Origin of the sequence: Rhodococcus sp. UNC363MFTsu5.1 (assembly GCF_000686785.1) — a bacterium.
GTDB lineage: Bacteria > Actinomycetota > Actinomycetes > Mycobacteriales > Mycobacteriaceae > Rhodococcus_G > Rhodococcus_G maanshanensis.
In genome coordinates this window covers 504,695-525,587 of the sequence record NZ_JMLO01000001.1, presented here as the reverse complement: position 1 = coordinate 525,587, position 20,893 = coordinate 504,695, and the positions used below count along the sequence as shown (strand labels likewise).

Below are 20,893 nucleotides of genomic sequence, written 5' to 3'. Positions count from 1 at the left end.
CGCCCCCGGCACCTCGCCAGGGGCGCGGACTCGTTTTCGCCCACGCAGCAGTTAGGTTAGGCTCCCCTGCATGCGTTCACTCTTTCGTCTCGGCATCGCCGCCCTCGCCGCCACCACCCTGGTCGGCTGCGCCTCCGACACCGCGAGCTCCGACAGCGCCGCGGACGGCGGCGGCGCCTACCCGGTCAGCATCGACAACACCTTCAGCACCACCACCCTCGAGGCGAGGCCGGACCGGCTCGTCACCATGGGCTGGAACGCCCAGGACGTGCTCTACGCGCTCGGCCTCACCCCCGTCGGCCAGCCGAAGTACGTGTACGGGGCCAACCCGAACGGCGTGATGCCATGGGCCGAGAAGTACTTCGACGCGGACAAGACCACGCTGTTCGACGATCCGCAGGCAGGCGAGCCGTCCATCGAGGCGCTGGCCGCGCTCGCCCCGGACGCGATCCTGGCGCCCTATGAGGGATTCGACCAGGCCTACTACGACAAGCTGAGCCGGCTCGCTCCCACCGTCGCCTACCCGGGCAAGGCCTGGCAGACCACCTGGCAGGACCAGACCAGCATCATCGGCGAGGCCGTCGGCAAGCCGGACGAGGCCGAAGGCCTGATCGACGGACTGGGGAAGACCCTGGCCGACACCGCATCCCAGCACCCCGAGTTCGCCGGGAAGACCCTCGCGGTGGTGAACTTCGACACCGGCGCGGGTGAGGCCAACGTCTACCTGCCGACAGATCCGCGGGTCCAGGTCCTCACCGAACTCGGCTTCGTCAACGCCCCCGGCGTGGAAAAGCTCGCCGCGGACAACAAGAGCGGCAAGTTCTACCAGGACATCTCGCTGGAGAACGTCCGCGACATCGATGCGGACGTCATCGTGGCCTTCACCGACGGCGCTACCGATCCGCTCGGCAACCCCGCCATCGCCTCGCTCGGGGCTGTCCAGCGCGGCTCGGCCGTGCTCCTGCGCGACCAGCAGGTCATCGCCGGACTCAGCAACGTCAATGTGCTCAGCATTCCCTGGGTGCTCGACAAGATCGTCCCGCAACTGGCGGAGACCGCGAAGCGCGCCGGCTGACCGGCTCAGCACCGCCTCCCGGACCGTGTTTATCGACCCCACCGCGCCGTCATCGGCGTAGCGTCCACACTGTCCCGGGTGTTGCACGACGCAATGGGGCGTCGACCGCGGGGCGCGCTAGGGGTCAGAGATGGCACAGAGCGACACCGCCTTCGGCGGTACCGGATCGGGCGCGGCGAAGGCGGACGTCGCCCACGCCGTGATGTTCGCAGGGGCAGCAGCTCTCGGCGGCTTCCTCTTCGGTTACGACACCGCAGTCATCAACGGCGCCGTTGGCGCCATCCGCGACCGGTACGACATCGGTGCCGCCGGAACGGGATTGTCCGTCTCTCTCACCCTGCTCGGGGCGGCCCTCGGCGCCTGGATCGCGGGAGAGGTCGCGGACCGCCTCGGCCGCATCCGGGTGATGCGGATCGCCGCGCTGCTGTTCATCGTCGGCGCCATCGGGTCTGCTTTCCCGTTCACCATTTACGACCTGACGGCGTGGCGGGTGGTCGGCGGTGTGGCGGTCGGCGTCGCCTCGGTGATCGCGCCCGCCTACATCGCGGAGATCTCCCCCGCCGCCATCCGGGGCCGACTCGGGTCCATGTACCAGCTCGCCATCGTCCTCGGCATCGCCGTTTCCCAACTCGTCAACTACGCGCTGTCCGCGGCGGCAGACGGAGCGAGGGGTGAGCTGGCAGGCATCGAGGCCTGGCAGTGGATGCTGGCACTCGAGGCGGTCCCCGCAGCGCTCTACCTGATCATGACGTTCACCATCCCCGAGTCGCCGCGGTTCCTGGTGGCCCGCTCGCGCGACGAGGACGCCAGGAAGATCATCTCCAGATTGGAGGGCGGTGACCACGACGCAGTAACCCAGCGGATGAACGAGATCCGCGACTCGTTGAGCGAACACCGCACCAAGACCACGGTCCGCGAACTGTTCTCGAAACCGCTCGGGGTGGCACCACTGGTCTGGATCGGTATCGCGCTCGCCGCGCTACAGCAGTTCGTCGGGATCAACGTGATCTTCTACTACTCCAGCACGCTCTGGCAGGCCGTCGGGTACGGCGAGGACAGCTCCCTGTTCATCAGCGTCGTCAGCGCGCTGGTCAACATACTCGGCACCTTCATCGCGATCGCGGTCATCGACAAGATCGGACGAAAGCCTCTGCTGCTGATCGGCTCGGTTGGCATGGCCATCTCGCTGGCCATCACGGCTGCGTGCTTCCACACAGCCACCATCACCACCGACGCCGACGGCGACTCGGTCGCGACGCTCAGCGACACGAACGGCACGATCGCTCTCGTGGCGGCCAACGCATTCGTGTTCTTCTTCGCCTTCTCCTGGGGCCCGGTGGTCTGGGTCCTGATCAGCGAGCTCTTCCCGAACCGGGTCCGCGCGGCCGCGGTCGGCGTGGCCACCGCCGCCAACTGGGTCGCGAACTTCCTGGTGTCCTCGACCTTCCCGACGCTCGCGGACTGGAACCTCTCGCTCACCTACGGCGGGTACGCCGCGATGTCGGCGATCTCTTTCTTCGTCGTCCTGCGGTTCGTCAAGGAGACCCGCGGACGCACCCTGGAGGCGGCCGGCTGATCACCGGCGGCCGCCCGGATTAGCCGACGCCGGGACCAGCGGTTCCCAGATCCGAGGACTCTTCCACCTCGGATCGGATACCCACGACCCAGCCGGTGATCTGGCGGGCCAGATCCTGGGCGGTGAGACCGAGCTCCTTGAGGATCTGATCTCGCGACGCGTGGTCCAGGAATCGTTGCGGCACACCGACATCCCTCGAGGGCGTGTCAACGCCTGCGGCGCGCAGGGCCGCGGACACGCTGGAGCCGATGCCACCGTGCAGTCCACTGTCCTCGACCGTGACGACCATGCGGAAGTCCTCGGCCAGCGCGACCACCGACTCGGGCACCGGCAGCACCCAGCGCGGGTCGACGACCGCGGCGCTGATCCCCTGCTGCTCGAGCCGGACGGCCGTCTCGAGCGCCACCTCGGCGAAGGGGCCGACGGCGACGATCAGCACGTCGCCCGTGCGCGCCTCCGGCATGCGCAGCACATCCACCGTGCCCTCGAGTCGCTCGATCGCCGGAATGTCCTCGGCGACAGCGCCCTTCGGGAACCGCAGCGCGGTCGGACCGTCGTTGACCGCGAGCGCCTCGGCGAGTTCCTCGCGCAGCGAGGCCGCATCCCTCGGCGCGGCGACGCGGATGCCCGGCACGATCCCGAGCAAGGAGAAATCCCACATGCCGTTGTGGCTGGCCCCGTCCGGACCCGTGATCCCCGCCCGGTCGAGCACGATCGTCACGGGCTGATCGAGCAGCGCCACATCCATCAGCAGCTGATCGAAGGCGCGGTTGAGGAAGGTCGAGTACACCGCGACAACCGGGTGCAGCCCGCCGAGCGCGAGGCCTGCCGCGGAGGTGAGCGCGTGCTGCTCGGCGATGCCGACGTCGAACATCCGGTCCGGGAAGCGCTCGCCGAAGGCGGCGAGGCCGGTCGGCCCCGGCATCGCCGCGGTGATCGCCACGATGTCCTTGCGGCGCTCGGCCTGGGCGACGAGCTCCTCGGAGAACACCGAGGTCCAGTCCGCCGCGGGCTCGGAGGTCGACCGCCCGGTGAGCGGATCGATGACGCCGGTTGCGTGCATCTGATCGGCAACGTGGTTCTCCGCATGGGCGTAACCCATGCCCTTGCGCGTCACCGCGTGCACGATCACGGGGCCACCGAAGGACTTCGCGCGTCGCATCGCCGACTCGAGCGCGGCCTCGTCGTGGCCGTCGACCGGACCCAGGTACTTGATGCCGAGGTCGGTGAACATGACCTGCGGGCTCACCATGTCCTTGATCCCGGCCTTCATGCCGTGCAGGAGCTGGTACGCGGCGCGCCCGACCCACGGCATCTTCTTGACCATCCGCCTGCTGTTGTCGAGCACCTTCTCGTAGCCGGGCTGCAACCGCAGCGCCGCGAGGTGATCGGCGAGCCCACCGATGGTCGGGGCATAGGAGCGACCGTTGTCGTTGACGACGATGACGACCGAGCGGTTGCGGCCGGCCGCGATGTTGTTGAGTGCCTCCCAACACATTCCGCCGGTCAACGCGCCGTCGCCGACCACGGCGACCACGTGCCGGTGCTGCCCGGTCAGCTCGAAGGCCTTCGCGAGACCGTCCGCATAGGACAACGCGGCGGAGGCGTGGGAGGACTCGACCCAGTCGTGCTCGCTCTCGGCGCGGCACGGGTAACCGGACAGCCCGCCCTGCTTGCGCAGTGAGTCGAACCGGTCCATCCGGCCGGTGACCATCTTGTGCACGTAGGCCTGATGGCCGGTGTCGAAGATGATCGGATCGGAGGGCGAGTCGAAGACCCGGTGCAGCGCCAAGGTGAGCTCGACGACGCCCAGGTTCGGCCCGAGGTGGCCGCCGGTGGCGGAGACCTTGTGCACGAGGAATTCACGGATCTCCGTGGCGAGCTCCCGCATCTCGGCGGGGCTCAGCGCGCGCAGATCGGTGGGCGCCTGGATTCGAGAAAGGACACCCAACGAGATCGCTCCCTCCAGAGACACAGCAAGAACTGCGTGAACACGGCGTCGACACCGTGCCGACCGACCCAGTCTACGGAGTCCGGATCCGACAACTGCCCGACGTCCCGTCCACCCGCGCGGCGCGACGGCGTTGCCTGCTCATTATGCCGAAGTTCGGTGACCGAGGTCACCGCCGTGGACCTAGGCTGAGCCCCATGCGCAACGTCGTGGACGGCCTCATCGGGGAAGTGTTCGCACTGTGCCGGGAGAACCGCACCGGAGAGCTCGCCGACTACATCCCGGAACTCGCCGCCGTCCCGCCCGACTCGTTCTCCCTGTGTATCGCCACCTCCGACGGCTACGTCTACGAGTCGGGCGACGCGCACACCGAGTTCACCATCCAATCCATCTCGAAACCGCTCACCTACGGTCTCGCACTGGCCGACCGCGGCCTGAGCGCCGTCGCCGAGAAGATCGACGTCGAACCGTCCGGGGAGCCGTTCAACGAGATCAGCCTCGACCCCGTCACGGAGCGGCCCCGCAACCCGATGATCAACGCGGGCGCGATCGCGGCAGCCTCGCTGATCGACGGGGACGATCCCGGGCATCGATTCGAGCGGCTGCGCCGGTGTTACTCGCGCTACGCGGGCCGCGAGCTCTCGCTCAACGAGGCGGTCTACAAGTCGGAAGCGCGGACCGGTCACCGCAACCGTGCCATCGGCCACATGCTGCGCTCGTTCGGCATCATCGCGGACGACCCCGACGCGGCCGTCGACCTGTACTTCCGGCAGTGCTCGATCGACGTCACCTGCCGCGACCTCGCGGTGATGGGCGCGACACTGGCGAACAACGGGGTCAATCCGGTCACCCACGAGCGGGCCCTGGCGCCCGAACTCGTCGAACGGGTGCTCAGCGTGATGACCACCTGCGGGATGTACGACGCCGCGGGCGACTGGGTGACGCAGGTGGGCCTGCCCGCCAAGAGCGGTGTCGGCGGCGGCGTGCTCGCGGTGCTGCCCGGTCAGATCGGGATCGCGGTGTACTCGCCGCGCCTGGACGCCCACGGCAACAGCGTCCGCGGGGTCCAGGCCTGCCGGGAGCTCTCGAAGGAACTCGAGCTGCACTTCCTGCACGTGACGCGGGCGGCCAAGTCAGCGGTCAGGTCGAGCTACTCGGTCGCGGAGGCACCGTCGAGGCAGCGGCGCGGACCAGCCGAACGCGACTCGCTCGAGAAGTTCGGGCGCCGCGCGCGGATCTACGAACTGCACGGCGACCTGCTGTTCGCGGGCACCGAGACGGCGGTGCGCGAGATCACCGCGCAGAGCCACGAACTCGAGGCGGTCGCCGTGGACATCCGGCGTGTGGACGACGTCAGCGGGGTCGCGAGCAGGATGCTGTCGGACCTGTACGACGATCTCGGCGCCAAAGGCTGCCAGCTCGCGCTGGTCGACCCCGAGGGCCTACTGGGGCACACCACCTCCGGGCTGGTTCCCGCCGCAGGCGGCCGGGTCTTCGTCGATCTCGATTCCGCACTCGAGTGGTGCGAGGACACTCTCCTGGACCGGCACTGTGCGGGCGCCAGGCTGCCGGAGTCGATCACGCTCGCCCAGCACCCCCTCGTGTCGACGCTCAGCGCCGAGCAGTTCGACAGATTCACCGGCGAACTGGAGATCCGGACCGTTGCCCAGGGCGAGGTGATCGTGCATCGCGGCGATCCGGCCGCAGGCATCTTCCTGATCCTCGCCGGACGGGTGAGCAACACCCTGCAGGGCGCGGACGGACTCCCCCACCGGATCACCACACTCGCGCCCGGCATGACGTTCGGCGAGATGCCGACGCTGATCGGGGAACGCTTCCTCGGCGACGTGCGCGCCGACACCGATGTTCGCTTGGCTGTGCTGCCGCCGGACCGTTTCGCCCGCCTCGGCGCCGAGGCACCCGGCCTCAAGGTTGCGCTTCTCGAACGGTTGGCAGCGGGCGCATATGCCCAGATGGAGGTAGCTATCCGGTCGTTGGCGCCGCGCGGCCGCCTCGGCTGAACCGCCGGTACCCCGCCGATCCCACCCGCACTGTCGTACCCCGCGCCTACGCTCGAAAACTACGTTGCCGTCGACCGCAGGATCGGAGAAGGTACCCACATGCCCTCGAACTCAGGACTCGCGATCGAAACCAAGGGACTGGTCAAGCGGTTCGGATCCAACGTCGCGGTCGACGGTGTCGACCTCTCGGTTCCCTCCGGCGGGGTGTACGGCGTCCTCGGCCCCAACGGGGCCGGCAAGACCACCACGATCCGGATGCTCGCGACGCTGCTCGAGATCGACGGCGGCAGCGCAAGGGTGCTCGGGCACGATGTCGCCAAGGAAGCGGACACAGTCCGCAGCAAGGTCGCCTTGACCGGTCAGTTCGCCTCGCTGGACGAGGACCTGTCCGGAACCGAGAACCTGGTGCTGCTCGCCCGGTTGTTCGGCTTCTCGAGGGCCGCAGCCAAGGCCAGGTGCGAACAGCTGCTGACGGCCTTCGACCTCGTCGAAGCGGGCCCGCGCCAGGTGAAGACGTTCTCCGGCGGCATGCGCAGGCGCCTGGACATCGCGGCCAGCATCATCGTCACGCCGGAGCTGATCTTCCTCGACGAACCGACCACCGGACTCGATCCGCGCAGTCGCAACCAGGTCTGGGAGATCGTCCGGGCCCTGGTTGCGGGCGGCACCACCGTGCTGCTCACCACCCAGTACCTCGACGAGGCCGACCAGCTCGCCGACCGGGTCGCGGTGATCGACCACGGCAAGGTCATCGCGGAGGGCACAACGGGCGAGCTCAAGGCCTCGGTCGGGTCGGGCGCCCTGCACGTGCGCGTCGCGGATCAGTCGAGGCGGGACGACGCGGCAGTCCTACTCGGCGACGTCCTCGGCGTCGAGATCAGCAGGGAATCCGATCCGGCGGCCCTGACGGCGCGGATCGACGACCCGCAGCGGGTCGCCCGCGCGCTGCCCGCGCTCGACGACGCGGGCATCTCGGTCACCACCTTCGCGCTCGGACAGCCGAGCCTCGACGAGGTGTTCCTCGCGCTCACCGGCCGTCCGGCCGAATCGGAAGACGACAAGGCATTCGCGAAGGAGACGGCATCATGACATCGACCTCCGTGCAATCACCGTCGGTTGCGCCCGCCGTCGGCGACGTGCTGCAGCTCTCGGGTCCGCGACCGGCACGGCCGAACGCGCTGTCGACGTCGCTCTCCTTCGGGTGGCGGGCGCTGCTCAAGATCAAGCACGTGCCCGAGCAGCTGTTCGACGTGACCATGTTCCCGATCATGTTCACCCTGATGTTCACGTACCTGTTCGGCGGCGCCCTCGCCGGCTCCACCGAGGCGTACGTGCAGTTCCTGATCCCGGGCATCCTGGTGCAGACGGTCGTCATGATCACCATGTACACCGGGTTGACGCTGAACAAGGACATCGAGAAGGGCGTCTTCGACCGGTTCCGGTCCCTGCCGATCTGGCGGCCCGCACCGCTGGTCGGGGCCCTCTTCGGCGACGTGGTCCGCTACACGATCGCCTCGGTGATCGTGATGGTCCTCGGACTGATCCTCGGTTTCCGGCCGCAGGGCGGGGTCGTCGGCGTGGTGGCCTCCATCGCGCTGCTGCTGCTGTTCTCGTTCAGCATGTCCTGGATCTGGACGATGTTCGCAATGCTGATGCGCACCGAGCAAGCGGTGATGGGCGTGTCGATGTTCATCCTGTTCCCGCTCACCTTCGCGAGCAACATCTTCGTCGACCCGTCCACCATGCCCAGCTGGCTCCAGGCCTTCGTGAACGTCAATCCGATCAGCAAGCTGGTGACCGCGATTCGCGGGTTGATGGCGGGCACCCTCGAGCTCGGTGACCTGGCCATCGTGCTCGGCTGGTGCGCCGGTTTCATCCTGATCTTCGGGCCCATCACGATGCGCCTGTACAACCGGAAGTCGTGACAGCGCAGATGAAATCGTCCGTCACCGTCCTCGGCCACGGCTCGGCGGCCGCCACCCCCGACATCATGCGGATCACGGTGTCCATCGAGGTTCGCAGGCCCGAGGTCACCGGTGCGTTCGAACGGGCAGGGCAGGCGGCCCTGGCGGTGTCCGAGGCGCTGCGGGCGGCCGGCGTCTCCCCCGCCGACGTCGCCACCACGGGACTGTCCGTGCACGCGGACACCGTGTGGCAGGAGAACCAGGGTCAGCAGGTGGTCGGCTACATCGCCGGCACCGCGCTGTCGGTGACGCTGCGCGATCTGTCTGCCCCCGGTCAGATCATCGCCGACTGCGTCGGCGCGGGCGGGGACGACGTCCGGCTCGGCGGCCTCGAGCTCGGGATCTCGGATCAGGCCGGGCTGCTGAGTCGGGCCAGGGACGCAGCCTTCGCCGATGCCCTCGCGAAGGCGAGGCAGTACGCGGGGCTCTCGGGGCGCGAACTCGGCAAGGTCGTCGAGGTGTCCGAGGAGGTCGACTCGCCGCCGATGCCCCGGCCGATGATGCGGGCGATGAAGGCGTCCGCCGATGCCATGCCGATCGAACGCGGCGAGACCGAGCTGTCGGCGACGGTGCGGGTGCGCTGGACCCTGATCTGACCCGAAAAACACCCGTGACCTGCATCACCTGTGCCGAAGATCTCGTTCCCAGAGTTTGGGAAGGTGCGGACCGGTCGGCGACACTGGTGTCGTGATCCCCTACCTCGTTCTCTCCTCGGTACTGATCGCGCTCGTGGGCGTGGTCGCCATCGGCCGCCGGACCAACGGCGGGCAGGCCTTCAATCTCGAGCAGTTCCGCTCGCAGGCACCGTTGGCAGGCGTCCTGCCCGCGGACCACCGCCCTCGCCGCGAGTACCACGATCTGGTGGCGGCGTACATAAACGCCGACGTGTACCGGGCGGTCTGAGCCCGGCACGTCCTCCTCGTCCCGAACACAACAGTGCGGCCCACCCCCGCTGAGGGTGGGCCGCACTGTTGTGTTCGGGACGAGCCCGCCTACTAGACCTTCTCGTACTCCACGTCCGCCGCGGAGGGCTTGAGGTCGATGGTGGTCCGCAGCGGCTTGTTCGGCAGGAAGATCACCGCGATGACGGTGACCACCGCGACGGCCGCCGCGATCAGGAAGATCCGACCGGTCGCGTCACCGTAGGCCACCCGGATCACGTCCTGCACGGGCTCCGGCAGCACCTTCAGGTTCAGGTTGCCGCCGCCACCGGGCGTGTGGGTGTCGATGCCGAGCTTCGCGAATCCCTCCGCGGTGAGGTCGGTGACGCGGGTGGCCAGCACCGAGCCGAGCACCGAGACGCCGATCGCGCCGCCGAAGGTCCGGAAGAAGGCGACCACACTGCTGGCGGCACCGATGTTGTGGACGCTCACCGTGTTCTGCACCGCCAGGACGACGTTCTGCATCAGCATGCCGGTGCCGAGGCCGAGCAGCGCGATCATCAGCCCGATCAGCCACATGTGGGTCTCGTGGTCGATGGTGCTCAGCAGCAGGAAGCCGATGAGCTGCAGGATGGAGCCCGCGACGACGAATCCCTTCCACTTGCCGAACTTGGTGATCAGCTGGCCCGAGCCCACGGTGCCGACCAGCATGCCGAACACCATCGGGATCGTCAGCAACCCGGCCTCCGTCGGGGTGTGCCCGCGCGCGGTCTGGAAGTACTGGCCGAGGAACGTGGTGGCACCGAACAGTCCGACGCCCACCGCAACCGAGGAGATGATGGCGAGCGCCGTCGTCCGCTCGGTGACGATCTTGAGCGGGATGATCGGCGAGGTGGCCTTGCTCTCGACGAAGACGGTGGCGATCAGCAGCAGCAGACCGATGCCCACCAGCACCGCGGACTCGGTCGAGACCCAGTCGTAGTAGGTGGCCTTGCCCGCGAAGGACACCCAGATCAGCAGCACGGAGACGCCCGCCGTCAGCAGGGTCGCGCCGAGCCAGTCGATCTTGACTCCGTCCTTGCGGTCGGTCTCGATGTGCAGCGTCTTCTGCAGCAGGACGAGCGCGATCACGGCGAGGGGGACGCACACGAAGAAGCACCAGCGCCAGCCGAGCCCGTCGGCGATGACGCCGCCGAGGACAGGGCCACCGGCCATGGACACCGCCATGACCCCACCCATGTATCCGGAGTATCTGCCGCGATCGCGCGGCGGGATGATGCTTCCGATGATGGCGACGACGAGCGCGGTCAGGCCGCCCATTCCGATGCCCTGGATCACGCGGGCGCCCAACAAGATCGGAACGTTGGAAGCGAACCCGGCGATGACCGAGCCGATCACGAAGATCACGATCGCTGACTGGACCAGGACCTTCTTGTTGTAGAGATCGGCCAGTTTGCCCCAGATCGGCGTCGACGCGGCGGTGGCCAGCAGGGCGGTGGTGATGACCCAGGCGAACTGTGTCTGGCTGCCGTTGAGGTCGCCGATGATCGTCGGCAGGGCGGTGGAGACGATGGTCGAGCTGAGCAGCGCGGTGAACAGCGCCGCGAGCAACCCCGCGAGAACCTCGAGGATCTCGCGGTGCGTCATCAGCACCTCCTCGCCCGGCGGGGCGGCGTGGCGCGTCTGGGATTCCGTTTCGGTCATGTGTGTGTTCTCCCCTGGTTCTGAGAATCTGCGTCGGACACGGTTCTCCGTACCGGCGGGGTCATGAAGGTGTGCTTGAGCCGACGGAGCGAGGTCATGGCCTCGTGGGCCTCTTCCTCGCTCCATTCGCCCAGCAGGGTGCGTAGGCGATCGGCCCGGCGTTCTCTGTTCGCTTTCAGGAGCTCCGTCCCGGACTCCGACAGCCGCACGAGCGAGACCCTCCCGTCCTCCGGATCGGCGTGCCGCTCGACGAACCCGGCATCCACCAGATCCGCGATCTGCCGACTCAACGACGACTGACTGACGCACAGATTGGAGGCGAGCTCCATCTGTCTGCACTGGCCGACGGTGGCGAGCACGTGCAGCACCCCGAGAAGTGCGGGCGGAAGTCCGCTCGTATCGGCGCCGCCGAGGATGTGGCGCAACGCCCTACCGAAGAGAAAGACCTCCTCTACGAGGTCCTCCGCGGTAGCGGTCTGCACGGCCATGGGCTCCCCTGAACAGAGTGATTGATGGTTGCGGTACGCAACTATATATTGGTTGCATTACCCATGCAAGTTATTACTACCGGCTCCTGCGGCGGCGATCCCAGTAGAATCGGGGGTGCACACGGTCGTGTGCGAGCGATCACCATCACCTCGGGCGGAGGTGAGAACACACAATGTGGCAGGACATGATGAACATGTTCATGGCCTGGATGCATCAGATGGGCTGGCAGATGCCCATGATGCCGATGATGCCCATGATGTGACGTCTCCCCCAGCCACGGGCCCGCCGGGATGAACAGCGCAATGCCCGCTATCGCGTCAGCAGCGCGAGGCACTCCACGTGATGGGTCATCGGGAAGGCGTCGAAGGCGCGCACCTGCTCGAGCCGGTACCCCTGCGCGAGGTACAGCCCGACGTCGCGTCCGAACGCAGCCGGATCGCAGCCGATGTGGATCACCCGGCCGGGGCCTGCGTGTGCGAGCGCCTCGATGACCTCCCGACCCGCACCGGACCGGGGCGGGTCGAGTACCACCGCGCCAACAGGAACCGGCAACTCTCCCACCACCTTCTCCACCCGGGCCGCACGCAACTGCACCTGCCCGAGGTCGGCCAGCGCACGCCTGCCGTCGTCGACCGCGCCGCGGCCGGACTCGACCGACACCACCTCGCCGTCCGGACCCACCTGATCGGCCAGTTCGGCGGCGAACACGCCGACCCCGCCGTAGAGATCCCATGCGATCGAGCCGGGAGCGGCCTCCGCCCACTCCGCGACCACCGACGAATAGGCCTGTGCCGCACCACGATGCGCCTGCCAGAAACCGGTCGCCGACAGTTCCCACTCGCGTCCGCCGACCCGCTCGACGGCGCGGCCGCTGCCCTCCACCACGTGCTCGCGGCGCGGACCTGCCTGCGCGGCACGCCTGGCGGTGGCGCCGCGGCGGCCCGGACTGCGGCGGCCGGTGCTCGAGACCTTCGCGGGCTCGATCTCCACCACGTGCCTGGCGCCGTCACCGTCCACCGTCACCTGGATCTCCCCGCCCGGCCGCCAATCCCGCTCGGCCAGGCCCTGATACGTGCCCAGGACCGGTTGCGGACACAGCAGGTCGGTGATCACCTGCGAGCTTCGGTAGCCGTGGAAACCCGCCCGGCCCTCGCGGTCGACCGCCAGCCGGAGCCTGGTTCGCCAACCGGTGCCGTCGTCGGTGCCGGGCAGCTCCTCGACCTCGACCTCCCGCTCGATGCCGGCGATCCTGCGGAGCTGCTCGGCGACCACCGAGGACTTCATCGCGCGCTGCGCGTCCAGGGTGGCGTGCGAGAAGTCGCAGCAGCCGGCCCCGCCTGGCCCGGAGATCGGGCATCGCGCCGACACTCGCGCCGGTGAGGCCTCCACGATCTCCACCGCGTCCGCGCGGCAGAACGACCCGCCGCGATCCTCGGTGATCTCGGCAAGGACCAGCTCACCCGGCAACCCGTGCCGGACGAACACCACCCGGCCCTCGTGCCTGGCGACGCAGAAGCCGCCGTGGCCCGGATTCCCGAGCCGGACCTCGATGCTGCGGCCGTACCAGCTCTCGCTCACCGACCGTTGTCCTCCGCGGCGTCGAATCCACGCCTGGTGCCGCCCGGCACCGCCTGGATCCGTTCCCGCTTGGCCCGTTCCGAGGAACTGAGCTGCCACGGCACGCTCGTGACCATCACGCCCGGCTGGAACAGCAGGCGGCTCTTGAGCCGCAACGCACTCTGGTTGTGCAGGATCTGCTCCCACCAGTGCCCGACCACGTACTCCGGGATGAACACCGTCACGACCTCACGGGGCGAATCGCGCCGCACCCGCCTGACGTAGTCGAGGACCGGCTTGGTGATCTCGCGGTAGGGCGACTCGATCACCTTGAGCGGCACGGTGATATCGCTGTTCTGCCACTCACGGACCAGCGCCCGGGTGTCCGCCTCGTCGACGTTCACCGTGACCGCCTCCAGGGTGTCGGGCCGGGTGGCGCGGGCGTAGGCGATCGCGCGCATCGTCGGCATGTGCAGCTTCGACACCAACACGATCGAATGGGTCCTACTCGGCAGCACGCCGTCCCACTCCTGCTCCTCCAGCTCCGCCGCGACGCTGTCGTAATGCCTGCGGATCGACTTCATCACCACGAAGATCGCGACCATGGCCACGATCGCGATCCAGGCGCCCGCCGCGAACTTGGTGATCAGCACGATGATCAGAACGGCGCCCGTCATGGCGAGGCCGATGGAGTTGATGACGCGCGAGCGCTTCATGCGCCGCCGCGCCGCCGGGTCGGTCTCGCTCTTGAGGTGCCGGGTCCAGTGCCTGATCATGCCCGTCTGGCTCAGCACGAACGAGACGAACACCCCGACGATATAGAGCTGGATCAGCTTGGTGACCTCGGCCCCGAAGAAGACGACGAAGGCGATCGCGGCGCCGGACAGGAACAGGATGCCGTTGCTGAAGGCCAATCGGTCTCCGCGAGTGTGCAGCTGCCTGGGCAGGTAGCGGTCCTGCGCGAGGATCGAGCCGAGCACCGGGAACCCGTTGAAGGCGGTGTTCGCCGCGAGCACCAGGATCAGCGCCGTGACGGTCGCGATGAAGTAGAAACCGATCGGGAACCCCGAGAACACCGCCTCCGCGATCTGCGCGATCAGCGTCTTCTGCTGATAGCCCTCCGGCGCATTGGTCAGCTGCTCGGCCGGGTCGTGTGCGTACACGATCCCGATCTTCTGGGCCAGGGTGATGATGCCCATCAGCAGGACGATCGCGATCGCGCCGAGCAGGAACAGGGTGGTGGCCGCGTTGCGGGACTTGGGCTTCTGGAAGGCGGGCACCCCGTTGCTGATCGCCTCGACACCGGTCAGCGCCGCGCAACCGGACGAGAATGCGCGGGCGATCAGGAAGGCGAACGCGACACCGTAGAGCTGAGTGTTCTCCGCGTGTAGATCGAATCCTGCCGACTCGGCCTTCACGTCGTCGCCGAGCACGAAGATCCGGAACAGTCCCCACCCGAGCATCAGGAACATGCCGATGATGAACGCGTACGTGGGAATGGCGAACGCGGTCCCCGACTCTCGGATACCGCGCAGATTGATCGCGGTGAGGATCGCGATGGCCGCGACCGCGAACAGCACCTTGTGGGTGGCGACGAACGGAACCGCGGAACCGATGTTCGATGCGGCCGAGGAGATCGAGACGGCCACGGTGAGCACGTAGTCGACCATCAGCGCGCTGCCGACCGTCAGGCCTGCCGTCGGACCGAGATTCGTGGTGGCCACCTCGTAGTCGCCGCCGCCCGAGGGGTACGCGTGCACGTTCTGCCGGTAGCTGGCGACGACGACCGCCATCACCGCGCAGACGGCGAGCCCGATCCAGGGCGTGTACATGTACGCGGAGATGCCCGCAACGGACAGGACGAGGAAGATCTCCTCCGGCGCATAGGCGACCGAGGACATCGCATCGGAGGCGAAGACCGGCAGCGCGATTCGCTTGGGGAGCAGCGTGTGCCCCAGCTTGTCGCTGCGGAACGGTCTACCTACCAGCAGCCGCTTGGCAGCGGTCGAGAGCTTTGACACCGCCAAAGCGTAATCCGTCCGAACCGATCCAGTGCCATCCGCCGTCGACTTCGCCGAATCGCGACGTGCGCGGACACCGCCGAACCGGGGACGGTACCGTTCGAATCGATGGTCGTCGCCACCGCGGCGACCGCGGCACAGCGTCGGAAAGCCGACGAGCGGAGGCGAACGGTGTACGTAGTCGTGATGGGGTGCGGCCGGGTCGGATCGGCCCTCGCGGCCGGCCTGAACCGGATCGGCCACGAGGTCGCGATCATCGACCGCGATCCCGACGCCTTCCGGCGTCTTGACCCCGGATTCACCGGCCACCGTGTCGTCGGAATGGGATTCGACCGCGATGTGCTGCTCAAGGCCGGCATCGAACGGGCCGAGGCCTTCGCCGCGGTCTCCTCCGGCGACAACTCGAACATCATCTCCGCCCGGGTGGCAAGGGAGAACTTCGGCGTCAGCCGGGTCGTGGCCCGGATCTACGACGCCAAGCGCGCGGCCGTGTACGAACGCCTCGGCATCCCCACCGTGGCCACGGTGCCGTGGACAACCGACCGGTTCCTGCACCACCTCACCCGTGAGAGCCACACCACCAAGTGGCGCGACCCCTCCGGCACCGTCGCGGTCGCGGAACTCGATCTGCACGAGGACTGGGTCGGCCACCAGGTGACCGAACTCGAGGAGCACACCGGGTCAAGGGTCGCCTTCCTCATCCGATTCGGCACCGGGGTCCTCCCCGACCGCCGCACGGTGATCCAGGCCGACGACCAGGTGTACGTCGCCGCCGTCTCCGGGACGGTCGCCGAAGCGGTCGCGCTGGCCGCCACCCCGCCGCCATCGGACTCCTGATGAGCACCTTCCCGCAGGCGTCGCCGACCGCGGCGCACGAATCGACCACAGACCCGAACGGATGGACCCGATGAGAGTCGCAATCGCCGGAGCAGGCGCGGTCGGCCGATCGATCGCCCGCGAGCTGATCCGAGGCGACCACCACGTGATGCTGCTCGAGCGCAATCTCGAGCACGTCGACCCCGAGGCGATCCCGGACGCGGTGTGGGTGCACGCCGACGCCTGCGAGCTGGCCCTGCTGGAGTCCGCCGAGCTCGAGTCCTACGACGTCGTGATCGCTGCGACCGGCGACGACAAGGTCAACATCGTGGTCAGCCTTCTGGCCAAGACCGAGTTCGCCGTGCGGCGCGTCGTCGCCCGGGTGAACGACCCCCGCAACGAATGGCTCTTCGACGACTCGTGGGGCGTCGACGTCGCCGTGTCCACCCCGCGCATGCTCGCCTCGCTGGTCGAGGAGGCGGTCTCGGTCGGCGATCTGGTCCGCCTGATGACCTTCCGGCAGGGTCAGGCGAACCTGGTGGAGATCACCCTGCCCGCGGACACCGAGCTGGCAGGCAAGCCCGTCCGCAAGATCCAGCTGCCCCGCGACGCCGCACTGGTGACCATCCTGCGGGGCGGTCGGGTGATCGTCCCGCAGCAGGACGACCCGATCGAGGGCGGCGACGAGCTGCTCTTCGTCGCCTCCGTCGAGGTCGAGGACGAGCTGCGCGCCGCGGTCGGCGTCAAGCGCTGATCCAAAGGTTCCGAATAGTCACGTAATTGAATTTGCGACCGCATTGTCCGATATCGGGCAATGCGGTCACAAATTGAGACGCCCCGGAATTCGGCGGACGCAATTCACGGAACGTGCGGTACGTCACAGCCGATGCACCGCACACACAATTACCCGGCGCCCATTGCCCATGCTCGCCGGTGTCGTTCCCTAGGAACGCTCGTCACCCGCACCATTCGACTGGGCGCCGCGATCGTCCGATTCGACGCCGGCCTCGGACTCGGTCTCCGCGTCGGCCCCCGCCTCGACCACGGCCTCGGCGGCGCGGTCGGCGCGCCGCACCAACCAGACCGTGGCCACCAGGACCAGCGCGGTCAGCGGCCAGCCCATCGCGATCCGCGAGACCGCGAGCCAACCGGTGTGATCGGTGTCGTAGAGCTGCGACTGCACCAGGTAGCGGGCACCGAACACGAGTGCCCACGCGGCCGTGGCGAGGTCATAGGCCCGAATCGCGGCGCGGCTGCCCCGCCACGAATTGCCGTGGCCGTTGAGGAATCCCCACAGCACGCCGACCAGCGGCCAGCGGAGCAGGATCGAGAGCAGGAAGACCCCGGCATACGCGAGGCTCGTGTAGATCCCGAACAGGAAGTACCCCTTGGCATCCCCGGTCCGGTACGCGATGAAGGCGCAGACACCGACGCCGAGGAAGCCCGAGATCGCGGGTTGGATCGCGCCCTTGGCGATCACCCGCCACACCAGGACCGCGGCCGCGACACCCAGGGCCCCCCAGATGGCCGCCGTGAGGCCCCAGATGCTGTTGATCGGGACGAAGACCAGGATCGGCAGGGTCGAGTAGACCAGCCCACTGACTCCGCCGAGCTGTTCGAGAATGGACTGCTCTTGCCTGTCGGTCACCCGACGAGACTGCCACATGTACCGGCGATGGCTACGAATCGCCTCGTAGCTCGTAGTACGGGTTGTAGATGACCTTCTGGCCGTTGCGCTCACCGACGCGCCCGCGGACGAGCAGGGTCTTGCCCGGCTCGATCCCCGCGATCCGGCGCCTGCCGATCCACACCAGCGTCACGGCCTCGGTTCCGTCGAAGAACTCGGCCTCCATGTTCGCGGTCGAGGCCTTGGCACACGTCTCGACGCTGCGTAGCCGCCCGAGCATGGTGACCTCCTCACCGCGACTACAGTCGCAGGCGCGCTGTGCGCCCGACGCCTGCGACGATTCCACCATTGCCTCGGCATCGAGTTGATCGAGGTCCTCGGTGAGCCGGCGGGTCAGCCGACGAAAATAGCCTGTGGCCGCGAGTGCCATAGCGCGCTCCTGGAGCAGGTGCGGTGCGACTGTCGCCCCGCTTGTAGGTCTGTGTGATCGCCACTGTAGACCCATCCCGAACCGGGAACCACACCACTGTGAGGAGTGTCCCGGCCACCGGGCGAATACCCGATCACGGCCGTGACCGCACCCGTGTGGCACCCGCCTGCGCCGTCGGTGCGACCATCGACTGATGCAGGAGATGACATGGCCGCAGGCGGCGGTGGTGCTGCCGGGAACCGGGTCGGACGCACACTTCGCGGAGAAGGCGTTCTCGGGCGCGTTGACGCAGGTCGGGGTGGAGGTCATCGCCGTCGAACCCGACCCGCGGCGAGTGGTCGAGAGCTACCTCGACGCGATGGACGCGGCCGCGGACCGGCACGGACGGATCCTCGTCGGCGGCGTGTCGATCGGAGCCGCGGTGGCGGCGCAGTGGGCCGCCCGCAACCAGTCCCGCGCGGCCGGGGTGCTCGCGGCGCTGCCTGCCTGGATCGGCGACCCGGCCGACGCCCCTGCGGCCATGAGCGCCACCGTGACCGCACGCATGCTCCGCGCGGACGGCCTCGACGCCGTGACCAGCGCGATGATCGAGACCAGCCCGGCGTGGCTTGGCGGCGAGCTGGAGCGGTCCTGGCGATCGCAGTGGCCACATCTGCCCAGTGCCCTCGAGGAGGCCGCGGCCTACCACGGCCTCGTCGAGGAGCACCTCGCACGGATCACCGTGCCGGTGGGCATCTGCGCGGCCAGCGATGACCCGGTGCACCCCATCGCGGTGGCCCGGCGATGGGTGACCGTGCTCCCGTCGGCCTCGCTGGCCACGGTCACCCTCGACGAGATCGGCGCCGACCCCGGAATCCTCGGCCGGTCCTGTCTGACCGCCCTGTCCTCCTCCTGATCGGCCGCGGAGCCGATCAGCGACGCAACTGCTGCATGGCCGAGCCGGATCCGCCTGGACGCTCCTCCGGCGGCAGGGTGTGATCCTGGGCGGCGGCAGCGGCAGCCTGGGCGGCGGCAGCGGCCTCGGCGACGGCGGCCTCCTGGACCTCCGCCGTCTGCTGGGCCTGCGCGGCCTGCTGTTGCGCCTGCATCTGCTGCTGCTGGGCCGCGACCAGCTGCTCGGCCAGCATCTGCGGCAGCACCACCGGGAGGGGGGTCCGCACCGGGTACGGCTCGGTTCCGCGGTTGACCACCGTGCCTGCGAGGATCTCCCTGGCGATCGCGGTGAGCGGCGTCTCGAGGCCCGCGGACCCGACGGGGCCTGCCACCACGCACCGGATCATCCAGCGCGGGCCGTCGACGCCGATGAAACGCAGGTCGGCGTTCGGGGTGACCGCGTGCAGCTCGCGACCCCACGGGCCGCTCTGCACGCTGATCTCGGCCTGGTCCGCCCGCAGCGACTCCGCGAGGTCACCCGCGACCTCGCGCCACTGCCCCGGGGACTTCGGCGCGGCATAGGCCGCGATCGTGACCCGGCCGTGCTCGGTGACCAGGTGCACCGCCTGCGGCGTGCCGTCCGGGGCCATCTCCACCTGGATCTGACCGCCCTCGGGAAGCGGGACCTGCACCGATCCGAGGTCCAGCCGGGATTGCGCTGCCCCCTCGGGGTCGTCGAGCTCGTCCCGGTCGTACGGCCCGCCCTCGGGCCGGACCTCGACCTCGAACTCGTCGACCTCGGCCTGTGCGTCGACGTCGTCGTGGAACTCCTCGAACTGATCGAGGTCCTCGTCGGCGGCCTTCTTCTTACGTCCGAAAATCATCGTGCCCCTTCCTCGGGCAGTGCCGACACCGCGTGCAGGCTGGCATGTCCACCGCTGGATCCGTATCCGCCCGCGCCGCGCGTCGTCTCGTCGAGCGATGCGACCTCCACGAACGAGACCAACTCCACCCGCTGCACCAACAGCTGGGCGATCCGGTCACCGCGACTGATCGCGATCGGCGTGCGCGGATCGTGATTGATCAGACACACCTTGATCTCACCGCGGTAACCCGCGTCGACGGTCCCCGGTGTGTTCACCACCGACAGACCGGACTTGGCTGCCAGTCCCGACCTGGGATGGATCAGCCCGACGGTGCCGACCGGGAGCGCAACGGCGATTCCGGTCCCCACCAGGGTCCGCTCCCCCGGCTCGATGGTCACGTCGACAGTGGAACAGAGGTCGACACCCGCGTCGCCCGCGTGGGCGCGCTGCGGGATCGGCATGTCGGGATCAAGGCGCAGCAGCTCGATGGCTGGAAGATCGCTCACGCGCACCGAGACTACTCTGGATACGTGCCCGAGAACCCTCAACCTGCCTCGACCGCCGCCACCGGCGGCAAGACCGACCCCACCGCGCCGATCTACTCGGAGCGACTGTGGGTACCGCTGTGGTGGTGGGCCGCCGGCCTCGCCGTCGCCGGCCTGCTCGCCGCGGAGGTACACATGGGGAATCCCGGCCTCCTGGCCTGGTTGCCGTACGTGCTGCTGTTGCCCTTCCCGGTGTGGGTCCTGCTCTGGCTGAGCCGGCTGCGGATCGAGGTCGGCGCAGGCCCCGGACGCGGCGAACTGCGCGTCGGCAGGGCGAACCTGCCCCTTGACGTGATCTCCCGGGTCGCGGTGGTCCCCGCCACCGCGAAGTCCGCTGCGCTCGGCAGGCAGCTGGACCCCGCCGCCTACGTGCAGCACCGGACCTGGATCAAGACGATGGTCCTGATCGTCCTCGACGATCCGGAGGATCCGACGCCGTACTGGCTCGTCAGCACCCGTAAGCCCGCCGAGCTGGCGGCCCTGCTGACGCCGTAGCG

Annotated in this window: 20 protein-coding genes; 11 read left to right on the top strand and 9 right to left on the bottom strand. The window is 68.5% G+C overall.

Annotated features, from left to right (window positions below):
* Positions 1 to 70: 70 nt before the first annotated feature.
* On the top strand, positions 71 to 1,075 hold the full coding sequence (locus BR31_RS0102505) for an iron-siderophore ABC transporter substrate-binding protein (RefSeq protein ID WP_027499568.1): 1,005 nt from the start codon (positions 71 to 73) through the stop codon (positions 1,073 to 1,075).
* 130 nt (positions 1,076 to 1,205) lie between these two features.
* Positions 1,206 to 2,651 (top strand): sugar porter family MFS transporter, encoded by a 1,446-nt coding sequence (locus BR31_RS0102500; RefSeq protein WP_027499567.1) that lies wholly within the window; start codon positions 1,206 to 1,208, stop codon positions 2,649 to 2,651.
* A gap of 19 nt (positions 2,652 to 2,670) precedes the next feature.
* On the opposite strand, the gene dxs is transcribed toward BR31_RS0102500, so the two are convergent.
* Positions 2,671 to 4,602, bottom strand: coding sequence for a 1-deoxy-D-xylulose-5-phosphate synthase (gene dxs, locus BR31_RS0102495; protein WP_081830298.1), 1,932 nt, complete (start codon positions 4,600 to 4,602; stop codon positions 2,671 to 2,673).
* A 197-nt stretch (positions 4,603 to 4,799) separates the two neighbouring features.
* Between dxs and glsA the strand changes: the two genes are divergently transcribed.
* From glsA to BR31_RS0102470, 5 genes are all read left to right on the top strand, one after another.
* The gene (gene glsA / locus BR31_RS0102490; protein WP_027499565.1) at positions 4,800 to 6,623 is read left to right on the top strand and encodes a glutaminase A; all 1,824 of its coding nucleotides are present in this window, start codon (positions 4,800 to 4,802) and stop codon (positions 6,621 to 6,623) included.
* 99 nt (positions 6,624 to 6,722) lie between these two features.
* On the top strand, positions 6,723 to 7,712 hold the full coding sequence (locus tag BR31_RS0102485; RefSeq protein ID WP_027499564.1) for a daunorubicin resistance protein DrrA family ABC transporter ATP-binding protein: 990 nt from the start codon (positions 6,723 to 6,725) through the stop codon (positions 7,710 to 7,712).
* Complete coding sequence (locus BR31_RS0102480) at positions 7,709 to 8,548, top strand: ABC transporter permease (protein WP_027499563.1); 840 nt, start codon at positions 7,709 to 7,711, stop codon at positions 8,546 to 8,548. Before BR31_RS0102485 ends, BR31_RS0102480 begins: the two co-directional genes overlap by 4 nt.
* Positions 8,545 to 9,183 carry an SIMPL domain-containing protein gene (locus tag BR31_RS0102475; protein WP_231496341.1) on the top strand — a complete coding sequence of 213 codons (639 nt, stop codon included), beginning with the start codon at positions 8,545 to 8,547 and terminating at the stop codon, positions 9,181 to 9,183. Before BR31_RS0102480 ends, BR31_RS0102475 begins: the two co-directional genes overlap by 4 nt.
* A 91-nt stretch (positions 9,184 to 9,274) precedes the next feature.
* Positions 9,275 to 9,490: a hypothetical protein gene (locus tag BR31_RS0102470; RefSeq protein WP_027499561.1), complete on the top strand. Its 216-nt coding sequence runs from the start codon at positions 9,275 to 9,277 to the stop codon at positions 9,488 to 9,490.
* Between the two features lie 92 nt (positions 9,491 to 9,582).
* Here BR31_RS0102470 and BR31_RS0102465 read toward each other — a convergent pair whose 3' ends face one another.
* The 4 genes from BR31_RS0102465 to BR31_RS0102445 all read right to left on the bottom strand — a co-directional run bounded on the left by BR31_RS0102465 (position 9,583) and on the right by BR31_RS0102445 (position 15,239).
* Positions 9,583 to 11,115 carry an MDR family MFS transporter gene (locus BR31_RS0102465; protein ID WP_037175412.1) on the bottom strand — a complete coding sequence of 511 codons (1,533 nt, stop codon included), beginning with the start codon at positions 11,113 to 11,115 and terminating at the stop codon, positions 9,583 to 9,585.
* A gap of 53 nt (positions 11,116 to 11,168) precedes the next feature.
* Positions 11,169 to 11,660, bottom strand: a complete 492-nt coding sequence (locus BR31_RS27240; protein ID WP_081830273.1) for a MarR family winged helix-turn-helix transcriptional regulator — start codon at positions 11,658 to 11,660, stop codon at positions 11,169 to 11,171.
* A 310-nt stretch (positions 11,661 to 11,970) separates the two neighbouring features.
* Positions 11,971 to 13,239 carry a class I SAM-dependent RNA methyltransferase gene (locus BR31_RS0102450; protein ID WP_027499559.1) on the bottom strand — a complete coding sequence of 423 codons (1,269 nt, stop codon included), beginning with the start codon at positions 13,237 to 13,239 and terminating at the stop codon, positions 11,971 to 11,973.
* Positions 13,236 to 15,239, bottom strand: a complete 2,004-nt coding sequence (locus BR31_RS0102445; RefSeq protein WP_027499558.1) for an APC family permease — start codon at positions 15,237 to 15,239, stop codon at positions 13,236 to 13,238. Before BR31_RS0102445 ends, BR31_RS0102450 begins: the two co-directional genes overlap by 4 nt.
* 171 nt (positions 15,240 to 15,410) lie before the next feature.
* Here BR31_RS0102445 and BR31_RS0102440 point away from each other — a divergent pair, with 171 nt between their 5' ends.
* Positions 15,411 to 16,076 (top strand): potassium channel family protein, encoded by a 666-nt coding sequence (locus BR31_RS0102440; protein ID WP_027499557.1) that lies wholly within the window; start codon positions 15,411 to 15,413, stop codon positions 16,074 to 16,076.
* 70 nt (positions 16,077 to 16,146) lie between these two features.
* Positions 16,147 to 16,809 (top strand): potassium channel family protein, encoded by a 663-nt coding sequence (locus BR31_RS0102435; protein ID WP_027499556.1) that lies wholly within the window; start codon positions 16,147 to 16,149, stop codon positions 16,807 to 16,809.
* Between the two features lie 189 nt (positions 16,810 to 16,998).
* Here the strand turns inward: BR31_RS0102435 and BR31_RS27235 are convergent, their stop codons facing one another.
* Positions 16,999 to 17,703: a DUF3159 domain-containing protein gene (locus BR31_RS27235; protein WP_051636889.1), complete on the bottom strand. Its 705-nt coding sequence runs from the start codon at positions 17,701 to 17,703 to the stop codon at positions 16,999 to 17,001.
* 31 nt (positions 17,704 to 17,734) lie between these two features.
* A complete protein-coding gene (locus BR31_RS0102425) occupies positions 17,735 to 18,112 on the bottom strand; it encodes an OB-fold nucleic acid binding domain-containing protein (protein ID WP_027499555.1) in 378 nt (125 codons plus the stop codon).
* Between the two features lie 193 nt (positions 18,113 to 18,305).
* Here BR31_RS0102425 and BR31_RS0102420 point away from each other — a divergent pair, with 193 nt between their 5' ends.
* A complete protein-coding gene (locus BR31_RS0102420; protein ID WP_027499554.1) occupies positions 18,306 to 19,007 on the top strand; it encodes an alpha/beta fold hydrolase in 702 nt (233 codons plus the stop codon).
* Positions 19,008 to 19,023: 16 nt separating this feature from the next.
* Here BR31_RS0102420 and BR31_RS0102415 read toward each other — a convergent pair whose 3' ends face one another.
* On the bottom strand, positions 19,024 to 19,866 hold the full coding sequence (locus tag BR31_RS0102415) for a DUF3710 domain-containing protein (RefSeq protein WP_027499553.1): 843 nt from the start codon (positions 19,864 to 19,866) through the stop codon (positions 19,024 to 19,026).
* Positions 19,866 to 20,357: a dUTP diphosphatase gene (dut, locus tag BR31_RS0102410; RefSeq protein WP_027499552.1), complete on the bottom strand. Its 492-nt coding sequence runs from the start codon at positions 20,355 to 20,357 to the stop codon at positions 19,866 to 19,868. The genes BR31_RS0102415 and dut overlap by 1 nt, the downstream gene beginning before the upstream one ends.
* Before the next feature lie 24 nt (positions 20,358 to 20,381).
* Here dut and BR31_RS0102405 point away from each other — a divergent pair, with 24 nt between their 5' ends.
* Entirely contained in the window at positions 20,382 to 20,891 is a 510-nt protein-coding gene (locus BR31_RS0102405) for a DUF3093 domain-containing protein (RefSeq protein WP_027499551.1), read from the top strand.
* Positions 20,892 to 20,893 lie beyond the last annotated feature (2 nt).

What these genes read in the sequence shown, in the direction of transcription:
- BR31_RS0102435 (WP_027499556.1), top strand. Translation starts at nt 16,147, where the DNA reads ATGAGAGTCGCAATCGCCGGAGCAGGCGCGGTCGGCCGATCGATCGCC.
- BR31_RS27240 (WP_081830273.1), bottom strand. Translation starts at nt 11,660, where the DNA reads ATGGCCGTGCAGACCGCTACCGCGGAGGACCTCGTAGAGGAGGTCTTT.
- BR31_RS0102485 (WP_027499564.1), top strand. Translation starts at nt 6,723, where the DNA reads ATGCCCTCGAACTCAGGACTCGCGATCGAAACCAAGGGACTGGTCAAG.
- BR31_RS0102505 (WP_027499568.1), top strand. Translation starts at nt 71, where the DNA reads ATGCGTTCACTCTTTCGTCTCGGCATCGCCGCCCTCGCCGCCACCACC.
- glsA (WP_027499565.1), top strand. Translation starts at nt 4,800, where the DNA reads ATGCGCAACGTCGTGGACGGCCTCATCGGGGAAGTGTTCGCACTGTGC.
- BR31_RS0102425 (WP_027499555.1), bottom strand. Translation starts at nt 18,112, where the DNA reads ATGGCACTCGCGGCCACAGGCTATTTTCGTCGGCTGACCCGCCGGCTC.
- BR31_RS0102480 (WP_027499563.1), top strand. Translation starts at nt 7,709, where the DNA reads ATGACATCGACCTCCGTGCAATCACCGTCGGTTGCGCCCGCCGTCGGC.
- BR31_RS0102500 (WP_027499567.1), top strand. Translation starts at nt 1,206, where the DNA reads ATGGCACAGAGCGACACCGCCTTCGGCGGTACCGGATCGGGCGCGGCG.
- BR31_RS0102420 (WP_027499554.1), top strand. Translation starts at nt 18,306, where the DNA reads ATGCAGGAGATGACATGGCCGCAGGCGGCGGTGGTGCTGCCGGGAACC.
- BR31_RS0102465 (WP_037175412.1), bottom strand. Translation starts at nt 11,115, where the DNA reads ATGACGCACCGCGAGATCCTCGAGGTTCTCGCGGGGTTGCTCGCGGCG.